Source organism: Rhodococcus sp. (in: high G+C Gram-positive bacteria) (genome assembly GCF_049299235.1).
Lineage (GTDB): Bacteria > Actinomycetota > Actinomycetes > Mycobacteriales > Mycobacteriaceae > Rhodococcus.
Map to the genome: position 1 here is coordinate 18896 of NZ_JBAQXC010000082.1, position 12022 is coordinate 30917.

11 protein-coding genes are annotated in these 12022 nt (G+C 67.7%); 4 read left to right on the forward strand and 7 right to left on the reverse strand.

Features of this window, described 5'->3' with window-relative positions:
- Positions 1–4: 4 nt before the first annotated feature.
- Complete coding sequence (locus WAX14_RS04505) at positions 5–1291, reverse strand: hypothetical protein (RefSeq protein WP_422626888.1); 1287 nt, start codon at positions 1289–1291, stop codon at positions 5–7.
- A 34-nt stretch (positions 1292–1325) separates the two neighbouring features.
- Between WAX14_RS04505 and WAX14_RS04510 the strand changes: the two genes are divergently transcribed.
- Positions 1326–3380, forward strand: coding sequence for a prolyl oligopeptidase family serine peptidase (locus tag WAX14_RS04510; protein ID WP_422626889.1), 2055 nt, complete (start codon positions 1326–1328; stop codon positions 3378–3380).
- A gap of 1 nt (position 3381) precedes the next feature.
- Here WAX14_RS04510 and WAX14_RS04515 read toward each other — a convergent pair whose 3' ends face one another.
- A complete protein-coding gene (locus tag WAX14_RS04515; protein WP_422626890.1) occupies positions 3382–4239 on the reverse strand; it encodes an alpha/beta fold hydrolase in 858 nt (285 codons plus the stop codon).
- A gap of 4 nt (positions 4240–4243) precedes the next feature.
- On the reverse strand, positions 4244–5323 hold the full coding sequence (locus WAX14_RS04520; protein ID WP_422626891.1) for a patatin-like phospholipase family protein: 1080 nt from the start codon (positions 5321–5323) through the stop codon (positions 4244–4246).
- 169 nt (positions 5324–5492) lie between these two features.
- Here WAX14_RS04520 and WAX14_RS04525 point away from each other — a divergent pair, with 169 nt between their 5' ends.
- From WAX14_RS04525 to WAX14_RS04535, 3 genes are all read left to right on the forward strand, one after another.
- The gene (locus tag WAX14_RS04525; RefSeq protein ID WP_422626892.1) at positions 5493–5819 is read left to right on the forward strand and encodes a PASTA domain-containing protein; all 327 of its coding nucleotides are present in this window, start codon (positions 5493–5495) and stop codon (positions 5817–5819) included.
- Between the two features lie 90 nt (positions 5820–5909).
- Positions 5910–6293: a phage holin family protein gene (locus tag WAX14_RS04530; RefSeq protein WP_422626893.1), complete on the forward strand. Its 384-nt coding sequence runs from the start codon at positions 5910–5912 to the stop codon at positions 6291–6293.
- A gap of 80 nt (positions 6294–6373) precedes the next feature.
- Complete coding sequence (locus WAX14_RS04535; RefSeq protein ID WP_422626894.1) at positions 6374–6577, forward strand: PspC domain-containing protein; 204 nt, start codon at positions 6374–6376, stop codon at positions 6575–6577.
- A gap of 64 nt (positions 6578–6641) precedes the next feature.
- On the opposite strand, the gene groL is transcribed toward WAX14_RS04535, so the two are convergent.
- The 4 genes from groL to htpG form a co-directional block, all read right to left on the reverse strand.
- Entirely contained in the window at positions 6642–8267 is a 1626-nt protein-coding gene (gene groL, locus WAX14_RS04540; protein WP_422626895.1) for a chaperonin GroEL, read from the reverse strand.
- A gap of 231 nt (positions 8268–8498) precedes the next feature.
- A complete protein-coding gene (locus tag WAX14_RS04545; protein ID WP_422626896.1) occupies positions 8499–9038 on the reverse strand; it encodes a DUF6764 family protein in 540 nt (179 codons plus the stop codon).
- Positions 9039–9157: 119 nt separating this feature from the next.
- Entirely contained in the window at positions 9158–9949 is a 792-nt protein-coding gene (locus tag WAX14_RS04550; protein WP_422626897.1) for an HAD-IIA family hydrolase, read from the reverse strand.
- 30 nt (positions 9950–9979) lie between these two features.
- Positions 9980–11923 (reverse strand): molecular chaperone HtpG, encoded by a 1944-nt coding sequence (gene htpG / locus WAX14_RS04555; protein WP_422626898.1) that lies wholly within the window; start codon positions 11921–11923, stop codon positions 9980–9982.
- Positions 11924–12022: the final 99 nt, after the last annotated feature.

Genomic DNA, 12022 nt, shown 5'->3' on the forward strand with positions numbered 1-12022 from the left:
ATCGCTAGCGGGCTACCAGCGACGCCCGGAGCAGCCCCGCATACCGGTCGAGCGCGGCGTCGTCGAGGACATCGGGACTCGTGGTGATCGACACCGCGACCGTGCCGCCGATGCCGTGCACGCCGTGGGTCAACGCCATCACCGGCGACAGGCCGGGAAAACCGGCGGTGAATCGGACCCGTCCGCCGCCGAGCCCGAGATCGGCCGGGCCGCGGTTCACACTCGACACGACGGTGTTGCCGGTGACGGTCGGCGGCACCAGCGACAGGTCGGTGCGATCGACACCGAACCGCAGCAGCGGCGCGGGCACATGATCCTCGGTCCGTCCCTTGATCGACATCGCCGGGTGCGCGGCGCGGCGACGGCGCAGATCCAGTTCGGCGGAGATCGCAGCGGCCCGCTCCGCCGAATCGCGGAGGTCCGGCCGAAGCGCGATGCCGACGCTGCGATAGGCGTTGCGTTCGGTGGCGACGGCGGGCACCGCGACCGGAACCTCCGCGCCGAGAGCATCGTCCACCTGCAGGAATTCGGCCAGAGCCGGGCCGATCGCGGTCAGTGCCGCGACCGTGACGGTTCCGACACGACGCAGATCGCCGGCATCGAACACGAGGGTCCGCACCGACCGGCGGCGGCCGGGTGCGGTGTTCACCGCGACCAACGCACACCCCGGCGCCGGCGGCGGCACGGACGGTCCGGCGAGTTCCTGTTCGGCACGGCCCGCGCGCACCCCGTCGGCGACCACTCCGACGATCTGCCCGGGCAGTTTCACCGCAGCCCGCGTAAGCATCCCCAGCGTGGACGGCGCGGACGGCGGTTCGGTGTGCGAGGGTGCGTTCGTCCCGAACAGGGCACGCGCGAGCGCGGACGCGCGCATTCCGTCGGCGAACGCGTGCGAGATCTGCAGGACCGCGAGCAGGGCCGGGCCGTCTCCTCCGGGTGCGTCGGTCACGTCGGTGATCAGGTGCAGCCGCCACGGTGAGACGCGGATGTCGACGCTGGTCTCGACGATCGTGCCGAGCAGGGCGGTCACCGCGGCCCAGCCGCCACCGGTGTGTGTCGCGAAGTGATCGTCGCCGATGTCGCGGCCAGTCCAGTACGGGTAGTCGAGCAGGCCGGGAACGTCGACGGCCCGCACGCGTAGATCACCGATCCCGGCCGCCCGAACGGCGACGTCGGCGACCACCCGTTCGACCGGCACGGCCGGTGCGTCGAAGCAGTACACGAGGAACTGATCGCTGGGCAGGCGGTCGGCGAGCCAGTCGCGGCGGGCGTCGGTCGGATACATCTGCATGCCCGTCAGTGTGCCGACCGGGTAGAAATGGCGCATGACCACCCATGCGCCGAACCCCGATGCGCCGAACCCCGATCTGCCGAACCCCGACCCGACCGACCCGTACCGCTGGCTCGAGGACGTCACCGGCGAGCAGCAACTCGACTGGGTGCGGGCCCGCAACGGGCGCACCGTCGACGAATACACCCACACCGACGAGTTCGAGACGTTGCAGTCCCGGATCCGGGAGGTACTCGACACCGATGCGCGCATCCCCTACGGGCGCCGCCGCGCGGACTACATCTACAACTATTGGCGGGACGCGCGGCATGTGCGCGGGTTGTGGCGGCGCACCACCGTCGAGCAGTACGCGCTCGACGCCCCCGAGTGGGATGTGCTCGTCGACCTGGACGCACTCGCCGAACTGGAGGGCGAGAACTGGGTGTGGTCGAGCGCGCAGGTGCTGCGGCCGGGTCAGACGCGCGCCCTGATCGGATTGTCGCGGGGCGGCGCGGACGCCACCGTCGTCCGCGAATTCGATATCGAGACAAGACAGTTCGTGTCCGGACCGGACAGTTTCGAACTGCCGGAGGCGAAAACGGACATCGGGTGGATCGACGCCGACACGGTGTATGTGGGTACCGATCTCGGTGACGGCTCCCTCACCGATTCGGGATATCCACGGATCGCGCGGCGCTGGCGGCGCGGCACCCCGGTCGGCGAGGCGCCGATCGTGTTCGAAGGCAAGCAGACCGACGTGGCGGTGTCCGCGTCGTACGACCGCACCCCCGGATACGAACGCACCTTCGTCGAACGGGCCCTGGATTTCTACACCGCCCACCGGTTCGAGCTGACCGACGGCGGTGAACTGGTGAAACTGGAGGTGCCGGACGACGCCGGTGCCGGCGTCTACCGCGACCATCTGCTGGTACGCACCCGGTCGCCGTGGCTGGGCCATCCGGCCGGCACCCTGTTGGCCGCGAACTATCCGGCGTTCCTGGCCGGTGCACGCGATTTCACGGTGCTGTTCACCCCCGACGAGCACACCTCGCTCGAGCAGTACGTGTGGACGCGCGACCATCTGCTGATCGTGCTCCTGCGCGATGTGCAGACCGAGGTCCGGGTGCTCACACCGGGTCCGGGCGGGTGGGAGGACCGACCACTCGACGGTGTTCCGCCGGCGACGTCCACGTCGATCATCGACGTCGATCCGCTCGAGGGTGACGACTTCTTCCTCAACTCCAGCGGTTTCACCGTGCCCGCCACGCTGCTGTCGGGCACCGTCGGGGAACCGATTGCGTCGATCAAGCAGGCACCGTCGTTTTTTGATACCGAGAACATCTCCGTCACACAGTATTTCGCGACATCGGACGACGGAACCCGAGTGCCGTACTTCGTGGTGGGCAGCAACACGAGCACCCCGTCGCCTACCTTGCTGTACGGCTACGGCGGGTTCGAGAACTCGATGGTGCCCGCCTACAGCGGCGGCGTCGGCCGGGCCTGGCTCGAACGCGGCCACACCTACGTGATCGCGAACATCCGCGGCGGCGGAGAGTACGGCCCCACCTGGCACACCCAGGCACTGAAGGAGAACCGGCACAAGGTGTTCGAGGACTTCGCCGCGGTCGCGAAGGACCTCGTCGCACGCGGTGTCACCACCGCCGAGCAACTCGGCATCCAGGGCGGCAGCAACGGCGGCCTGCTGATGGGTGTGATGCTCACCCGCTATCCGTCGCTGTTCGGGGCGATCGTGTGCCAGGTGCCGCTGCTGGACATGAAGCGGTACCACCTGCTGCTCGCGGGCGCGTCGTGGATGGCCGAGTACGGCGACCCCGACAACCCCGACGAGTGGGCGTTCCTGCGCGAGTACTCGCCGTACCAGAACACCGACCCCGACGCGACGTACCCGCCGATCCTGATCACCACGTCCACCCGCGACGACCGGGTGCATCCCGGGCACGCACGCAAGATGGTCGCGCTGCTCGAGGAACAGGGCCACCAGGTGTGGTACTACGAGAACATCGAGGGCGGCCACGGGGGTGCGGCGGACAACGCGCAGGCCGCGTTCAAATCCGCACTGACATTCACCTTCCTCGAACAGACCCTGTAGTTCAGCGGTCGTGGAGCCAGTCGACGACCCGGTCCACGATCTCCGCATTGTCGCGGATCCAGCCGTTGTGCCCGAGCGGCCGGTCCAGATGCCACGTGGTGATCGCGGCGGCCGGCAGCTTGTCGAGCAGGTGCCCGGCCGCCGCGACCGGGGTCAGGTCATCGTTCTCGACGGTGATCGACAGAACCGGCAGGGTCAGTCTCGCGAGCCGCTCCTCGTAGTCGATATCGGCACCCGACGGTTCGAAACGCCCACTGCGCGCCAGACGCGCCCAGTCGGAGATCAGCACGCGGGACTGCGGTCCGAATCCGGCAACGTGGAGCGTGCCGCCGGGCCAGAACCCGGCAACGCTCGCCGTGATCGACATGGCCGCGGACCCGAGCAGCACTCCGGGTCCGCGGACACCGCGGAAGTGCCGGTAGTAGGGGGTTCCGGAGGCCACGAGGATCAGTCCGCCGAGCCTGCCGCGAATCCGTGAGGCGTAGAGCGCACCGAGCTGACCCCCCATCGAGTGCCCCAGCAGATAGGGCGTCGAATCCGGGAACCGTTCGCGCACCACCTCGAACATCGCGGGGAAGTCGACGGACACCAGTTCGTGGTAGCCGTAGCCGCTGTCGGGGCCGGGACGGGGCCTGCTGTCACCCTGACCGCGCAGTTCGCAGATCGCGGCGTCGATACCGCGCTCGGCCAGCGCCTGCGCGAACGGCTCGTAGTAGCCGCCGGGGATGCCGAGCCCCGGAACGAGAACGACCACGATGCGCGCCGTGTCCCGTCGCGACTCGTGGTCGTGTTCGGGCCCGGGAAACAATCGGACCGGTGTGGTGGTGGCATCCGGCAGTTGGATCGGTACGGTTTCCACCGCTTCAGCGTAGGTCGTGTGCCGGGTCGCGGTCCGGTGGTTGCGATGCGTCCGCGCCCTCGCTCGGTGCCGCCGGGGTGAATCCGGCGGCGTCGAGCGCTGCCTCGGTCAGGGACCGTCCGAGTTCGATCATCTCGGCGGCCTTGTGGAAGTCGAGACTGCGGCACGCGCTACGCGGCACCTCGACCAGAACATCCGGTGGATATGCGGCCAGTTGATGCCGCGCCAGCGCCGATTGCATGATGTCGATCGACCGGCTCATCACCGCGACCCGGCCCAGTTTCGGCGCGGCGACCCCGCCGGACGCCGCGGGGTCGGCGTCGAGTTCGGTGCGATCCGGGCCGTCCACCATCTCCGGGTCGATCGTATCCGGGTCGGCCGTTGCCACCCCGGCACCGAACCTGCCCACCACCGACCGGACGATGTCACGTTCGAGCAGAAACCCGGCGCTGCGACGGAAACGGCCGATCCACTCCTCGGTCGGGCGCGGTTCGGCGCTGACGTTCTCCGGCGACGAAAGCCCGCCGCGAACCTCGCCGCCGAGACTGATCCCGATCGTGAGATCCGACGCGAGCGCCACGGTCGGGGCGACCGGAAGCGGAGCGAGAGTACCGCCGTCGGTGAGCACCCGGCCGTTGAGGACCGCCGGCGTGATCACTCCCGGAATCGCGATCGACGCGCGGATCGCGACGTCGAGCGGTCCGCGCTGAAACCACACCGGCCGGCCCGCCGCCAGGTCCGTCGCGACCGCCGTGAACGGGACCGGCAGGTCCTCGATCAGCACATCGCCGAGGATCTCCCGGACCCGGGCGAGCACCTTCTCACCGTGGATCGCACCGGGGGCGCTCATCGACACGTCCAACAACCGCACCACGTCGAGTTGGGTCAGGGTCAACGCCCAGTCGGTGTACTCGTCGAGTTTCCCCGCCGCGAACAAGCCACCGACGAGCGCGCCCATCGACGATCCGGCGATGCCCGCGATCGCGAAGCCGCGCGCGGTGACGGCCCGAATCGCCCCGATGTGCGCGTATCCGCGTGCTCCCCCACTGCCGAGTGCGAGCGCGACTCGTTTCGGTTCGACCATGCCGTCGACGGTACCGCGCACGGTCCTCGACGAACCCCGACCCGAAAGTTCAGGGTGCAGATGGGTGTCTCACCCGATGCGCCCGAGGCGCCGGTGACGACACGATGGAACCACCATGCGAACACAGCCCACTTTCCGTTCGCACCAACATCTTTCGAAGGGATTCCCGATGCGCATCACCGCTACTGCCACCGCTGCAGCATGTGCCACGGCCGTTGCTCTTCTCCTCGGGGGCGGCACCGCAATCGCCGAGGCCGCGCCGGACGTGGTCGGCATGAACGAGGGCGCCGCCCTCGCCACGCTCGACGCGGAGGGCGTGCCGTACTCGGTCGTCAACCGATCCGGTAGTGCGATGACCGACTGCCGGGTCACCGAGCAGCGGGATCGTGGCTACCGCACTGAGGTCGACATGGTGTACGACCACGACGACAACGAGTTCGACCGCGTCGAGACCCAGGTCTGGCAGGGCGTCGGACTGACGGTGGTGTGCAACTGACCGGTCCGGGCGGCGACGTCCGCCGCACCGTGAGACGACCACCCGCCGCGATTCCGGGCAATCCGGGACCGGCGGGTTTAGTCTGACCGCATGATGCGACTTCTCGCGACCGCGGTCATCGCCTTGATCGCCAATGCGATCGCCCTCATCGTCGGGGCGTGGGTGCTCCCCGACATGTCCCTCACCACGCTGGCGTTCGTCATCGCCGTGGTGATCTTCACGGTCGTCTCCGTCGTCATCGACCCGTTGATCCGTCAGGTGTCGATGACGAAGGCGCCTGTGTTGCTCGGCAGCAGCGCGCTCGTGTCGACGCTGGTCGCGCTGATCGTCACCGCGTTGATCAGTGACGGATTGCAGATCAGTGGCATCGGTACGTGGATCCTGGCGACGGTGATCGTGTGGGCGGTGTCGGTGATCGCCCGCCTGCTGCTGCCGATGCTGATCTTCAAGAAGACGCTCGCCGCCCGTAAGTAGTCACCCCGAGACGAAAGATCCGGGTCGGAATCGGGGGTTCACCCGATGTGCCTCGGCGCCGGCGGCGGCAGGCTGAGTGCATGACATTCGACAGCAATTCCACGCCCCGTCCCTTCGCCCGTTCCCGCTCGCAGCGCATGCTCGGTGGTGTGTGCGGCGGCCTCGCCGAGTACTTCGACATCGATGTGAACCTGGTTCGCGCGGGCGTTGTCGTCGCCGCCTTCGTCACCGGTGGTGGTGCCGTACTGGTCTACCTCGCACTGTGGATGTTGTTGCCGGAGTGACAGAACGGGCGAAGCCCGATCCCACGAACGTGGGATCGGGCTTCGCGCGAACGGGTGGGCGGACTCAGAAGTCCATGCCGCCCATGCCACCGGTCGGATCGCCGACGGGAGCGCCTGCCTTCTCCGGCTTGTCGGCGACAACGGCCTCGGTGGTGAGGAACAGCGCCGCGATGGACGCCGCGTTCTGCAGCGCCGAGCGGGTGACCTTGACCGGGTCGTTGATGCCTGCCTCGAGCAGGTCGCCGTACTCGTTGGTCGCGGCGTTGAGACCGTGACCGGCGGGCAGGTTGCGAACCTTCTCGGCGACGACGCCGGGCTCGAGGCCCGCGTTGAACGCGATCTGCTTGAGCGGAGCTTCGAGGGCGACGCGAACGATGTTCGCACCGGTGGCCTCGTCACCCTCGAGCTTGAGCTCGTCGAGAGCCGGAGCGGCCTGCAGCAGCGCCACGCCGCCACCGGCGACGATGCCCTCTTCGACGGCAGCCTTCGCATTGCGGACGGCGTCCTCGATGCGGTGCTTGCGCTCCTTGAGCTCGACCTCGGTCGCGGCGCCGGCCTTGATGACCGCGACACCGCCGGCCAGCTTGGCCAGACGCTCCTGCAGCTTCTCACGGTCGTAGTCCGAATCCGACGCCTCGATCTCGGCGCGGATCTGGTTGACGCGACCGGCGATGGCGTCGGGATCGCCCGCGCCCTCGACGATGGTGGTCTCGTCCTTGGTGACGACGACCTTGCGGGCCTGGCCGAGCAGCTCGAGACCGGCGGTCTCGAGGGACAGGCCGACCTCTTCGCTGACGACCTCGCCACCGGTGAGGATGGCGATGTCGGCGAGCTGGGCCTTGCGGCGGTCGCCGAAGCCCGGAGCCTTGACGGCGACGGACTTGAAGGTGCCGCGGATCTTGTTCAGAACCAGGGTGGACAGAGCCTCACCCTCGACATCCTCGGCGATGATGACCAGCGGCTTGCCGGACTGGATGACCTTCTCGAGCAGCGGCAGCAGATCCTTGACCGTGGAGATCTTGGAGCTGACGAGCAGGATGTAGGCGTCCTCGAGGACGGCTTCCTGACGCTCGGCGTCGGTCGCGAAGTAGAGGGAGATGTAGCCCTTGTCGAAGCGCATGCCCTCGGTCAGCTCGAGCTGGAGGCCGAAGGTGTTGGACTCCTCGACGGTGATGACGCCTTCCTTGCCCACCTTGTCGATGGCCTCGGCGATGAGCTCACCGATCGCGGGGTCACCGGCGGAGATTCCGGCGGTGGCAGCGATCTGTTCCTTGGTCTCGACTTCCTTGGCGGTGTCGAGCAGCTTGGCGGTGACGGCCTCGACGGCCTTCTCGATGCCGCGCTTCAGACCCAGCGGGTTGGCGCCGGCAGCGACGTTGCGCAGTCCTTCACGGACGAGCGCCTGTGCGAGGACGGTGGCGGTGGTGGTGCCGTCGCCAGCGACGTCGTCGGTCTTCTTGGCAACTTCCTTGACCAGCTCGGCGCCGATCTTCTCGTACGGATCCTCGAGCTCGATCTCCTTGGCGATGGACACACCATCGTTGGTGATCGTGGGAGCGCCCCACTTCTTCTCGAGCACGACGTTGCGACCCTTGGGGCCCAACGTCACCTTGACAGCGTCGGCGAGGCTGTTCAGGCCACGCTCGAGGCCGCGACGGGCCTCTTCGTCGAACGCGATGATCTTGGCCATTGCGAAGTGATCCTCCGGATATCGGGGTGACACCTGGGACGGCCGCTCGTCGGGACGCCCCGTTTTCCTGCCTTCGGCCGGAACCAGTGCCCGCGACGGACGACCGGGGGTGTCGATATTCCCGGTCTCACCGATCCAGCCTGGCACTCGCTCGTGATGAGTGCCAACTGCATTTTTAGCACTCGGGTGTGGCGAGTGCAAGGCTCGCCACACCCGTTCGTGCCGCGACGATCAGCGTTGCGTGGACCCAACGCCGACCGCGCACCACTGACCGGACCCGGTATTGACGGCGAACGACTGCGCGCCGACACAGGTCACGCCGGTCTCGTCGGCGGTCGCGCCCGCACCCCAACCCGCGAGCGACAACGTGATCACCGACGGACCCTGCGCCGACGAATGACTCAATCCGCCACCGAGCGCGTAGGCGAACGACCGCCCACCGTCCCGCGCCGCGCTGAGAGCAGTGCCGAATCCGGTTGCCTGCGCCTCGGACGCGCCGCCCACCCGCGCGACCGATACCGCGGTGCCGCTGTCCGATGCCGCCGCGCGGGCGGTGCTGCCGACATCTGCGGTGGCACCACAACTCGCGGTGTCCGACACGAGAATCTGATTGTCCGACGGCGGTGACATGCACGTCACCGGCGCCGCCGTCGCGGTACCGACACCGAGCAGGGATGCGGCCGCCACACCGAGGGCGGCGACCACCCCGGCCCGCGCCACCCGACGGACGGAGCGAACCGAGCGAACGGAACGAACGGAACGATTGAACAAGTGCGACTCCTCGAGATACTGATTCGACCGAATCTGCTGCGACCGGAGGCGATTCCCCCGGGCGCGAGAGTATCCCGCCGCAACCACCCCGCCCCGAGTGGGCCGGATCACAACGTCCCTCAGCCGGCCTGCGGCGACAGCGTGTCCAGCAGGCCCGGTAGATCCGCGACCGAATCGACGACGTGGTCGGGCCGGTCGACCGCCAGATCGAGCACCGACTGACGGAATTTGCCGGTGCGTACGAGCACGCCGATCATCCCGAGCCGCTGCCCGGGAATCACCTCGGCGCCCAGGTCGTCACCGACCACGACCATGCGGTCCGCGTCGAGACCCATCAACTCCGCTGCCTCGAGAAAACCCTGCATCGAGGGCTTCCCGACGGCGACGACACTGCGCCCGGTCAACTCTTCCAGTCCGGCCAGGTAGGTGCCGGTGTCGATGCGCAGACCGTCCGACGCCTGCCACGCACCACCCCGGTGCATCGCGACGACCGGCACACCGTCGAGCATCAATTCCGCGACCCGGCTGAGCGCCCGATGCGTGAACCCCTCCCCCGCGCCCCCGAGGACGACGACCTCCGGATCGTCGTCGTCACGGACGATGCCGGCGAGATCCGCATCGATGTCACCGTCGCCGAGCACCCAACACCGGCGACCCGGATAGGTCTGCCGCAAGTACTCGGCGGTGAGCGACGCCGCGGTGACGATTTCGTTCTCGTCGACGGGCATCCCCAGTTCGGTGAGCCTGTCCGCGATCTCGGCGCGGGTGCGTGAGGTCGTGTTGGTGAGGAACGCGCGTGCCAGGCCGCGCTCGCGTAGATCCGCGAGGACGGCGGCGGCCCCCGGGACGGGGTCCCAGGACACGACGATCACGCCTTCGATATCGAACAGGACCCCGTCCACGCAGCTCATGACGCGAGCCTATCGGGCGCCTCACGCCTCTCAGGAAAGGCCGCGGGCCAACTGGTCGGCGAGCAGCCGCGCGAACCGAGCCGGATCGTCGAGTTCACCGCCCTCGGCGAGCACCGCCGTCCCGTACAGCAGTTCCGCGGTCTCGGCGAGCGCCGGATCGTCGCTGCGCTGCGCGTGTGCGGTACGCAGACCGGTCACCAGCGGATGCTCCGGATTCACCTCCAGGATGCGCTTCATCGGCGGCAACGCCTGACCCGACGCCCGGTACATCCGCTCGAGGGCGGGCGACATGCTGAACGTGTCACCGACGACGCACGCCGGGGAGGTCGTCAACCGCGAGGACAGACGCACCTCCTTGATGTGCTCGTCGAGCGTGTCCTTCAGCCATTCGAGCAGACCGGCGAAGTCCTTCTCCTTCTCCTCGCGGTCCGCCTCGGCGGCCTTCTTCTCGTCCTCGCTGTCGAGATCCACCTCCCCTTTCGCGATCGAGCGCAGCGGCGTGCCGTCGAATTCGGGTACCGACGAGGCCCACACCTCGTCGACCGGGTCGGTGAGCAGCAGCACCTCGATGCCCTTGGCCCGGAATGCCTCCATGTGCGGGGAGTTCTCGAGTTGCTGCCGCGACTCGCCGGTCAGGTAGTAGATGCCCTCCTGCCCGTCCTTCATCCGCTCGACGTACTCGGCGAGCGTCGTCTGGCTGTCCGTGCTCTCCGTGGAGTCGAACGAGGACAGGGCCAGCAGGGTCTCGCGGTTGTCGTTGTCGGCGATCAGGCCCTCCTTCACGACCCGGCCGAACTCGGTCCAGAACGTGCGGTACTTGTCGCGATCGGTCGCGAGCAGATCCTTGATCGTGGACAGCACCTTCTTGGTGAGTCGACGCCGGATCGCCCGGATCTGGCGGTCCTGCTGCAGGATCTCGCGGGAGACGTTGAGCGAGAGGTCCTGCGCGTCGACGACGCCCTTGACGAAGCGCAGGTACTCCGGCATCAGCTCTTCGCAGTCGTCCATGATGAAGACCCGCTTGACGTACAACTGGACACCGGAGCGGTGTTCACGCTGGAACAGGTCGAACGGCGCCTGCGACGGAATGAACAGCAGCGCCTGGTATTCGAAGGTGCCCTCGGCCTTCATCGGGATGATCTCGAGTGGTTCGTCCCAGGCGTGGGCGACGTGCCGGTAGAACTCGTTGTACTCGTCGTCGGACACCTCGTCCCTGGAACGGGCCCACAAAGCCTTGCCCGAGTTGAGGGTTTCGGTGTCGACGACCGTCTCCACGATCGGTTCGCCGCCGTCCTCGGCGGGGGTGGTCTTCGTCCGCTCGACCTCCATCCGGATCGGCCAGGCGATGAAGTCCGAGTACTTCTTGACGATTTCGCGCAGCTTGCTCGGCGAGGTGTAGTCGAACAGGTGGTCGTCGGCGTCCTCCGGCTTGAGGTGCAGGGTGACGGCGGTGCCCGGCGGCACGTCCTCGACGGTGGCGATCGTGTACGTCGACTCGCCCCCGGATTCCCAGCGGGTACCCGTCTCGTGCCCGGCCCGGCGGGTGACGAGGGTGACGTTGTCGGCGACCATGAACGCCGAGTAGAAGCCGATGCCGAACTGGCCGATCAATTCTTCCGACGCGGCGGCGTCCTTCGCGTCCTTCAGCTTGCGGCGCAGTTCGCCGGTACCGGACTTGGCGAGTGTGCCGATGAGGTCGATCACCTCGTCACGGGACATGCCGATGCCGTTGTCGCGGATGGTGAGGGTGCGCTTGTCCGTGTCGACGTCGAGTTCGATGTGCAGATCGGACGTGTCGGCCTGCAGGTCCTTGTCATGGAACGATTCGAGCCGCAACTTGTCCAGCGCGTCGGACGCGTTGGAGACGAGTTCGCGCAGGAACGTGTCCTTGTTCGAATAGATCGAATGGATCATCAGGTCCAGCAGTTGCCGGGCCTCCGCCTGGAACTCACGCTGTTCGACGTGTGTGGTCATATCCGTCCCCTTCGACGCAGAACTTGTCTCGACGCAGAACTAGCCTTCTAGTTCCTTCTAGCCGACCGTCGAGTTTAGCGATGAATCGTGTGCCGTTGT

Coding starts and splice junctions, on each gene's coding strand:
- WAX14_RS04505 (WP_422626888.1), bottom strand. CDS start 1,291: ATGCAGATGTATCCGACCGACGCCCGCCGCGACTGGCTCGCCGACCGC.
- WAX14_RS04510 (WP_422626889.1), top strand. CDS start 1,326: ATGACCACCCATGCGCCGAACCCCGATGCGCCGAACCCCGATCTGCCG.
- WAX14_RS04520 (WP_422626891.1), bottom strand. CDS start 5,323: ATGGTCGAACCGAAACGAGTCGCGCTCGCACTCGGCAGTGGGGGAGCA.
- WAX14_RS04525 (WP_422626892.1), top strand. CDS start 5,493: ATGCGCATCACCGCTACTGCCACCGCTGCAGCATGTGCCACGGCCGTT.
- WAX14_RS04530 (WP_422626893.1), top strand. CDS start 5,910: ATGATGCGACTTCTCGCGACCGCGGTCATCGCCTTGATCGCCAATGCG.
- WAX14_RS04535 (WP_422626894.1), top strand. CDS start 6,374: ATGACATTCGACAGCAATTCCACGCCCCGTCCCTTCGCCCGTTCCCGC.
- groL (WP_422626895.1), bottom strand. CDS start 8,267: ATGGCCAAGATCATCGCGTTCGACGAAGAGGCCCGTCGCGGCCTCGAG.
- WAX14_RS04550 (WP_422626897.1), bottom strand. CDS start 9,949: ATGAGCTGCGTGGACGGGGTCCTGTTCGATATCGAAGGCGTGATCGTC.
- htpG (WP_422626898.1), bottom strand. CDS start 11,923: ATGACCACACACGTCGAACAGCGTGAGTTCCAGGCGGAGGCCCGGCAA.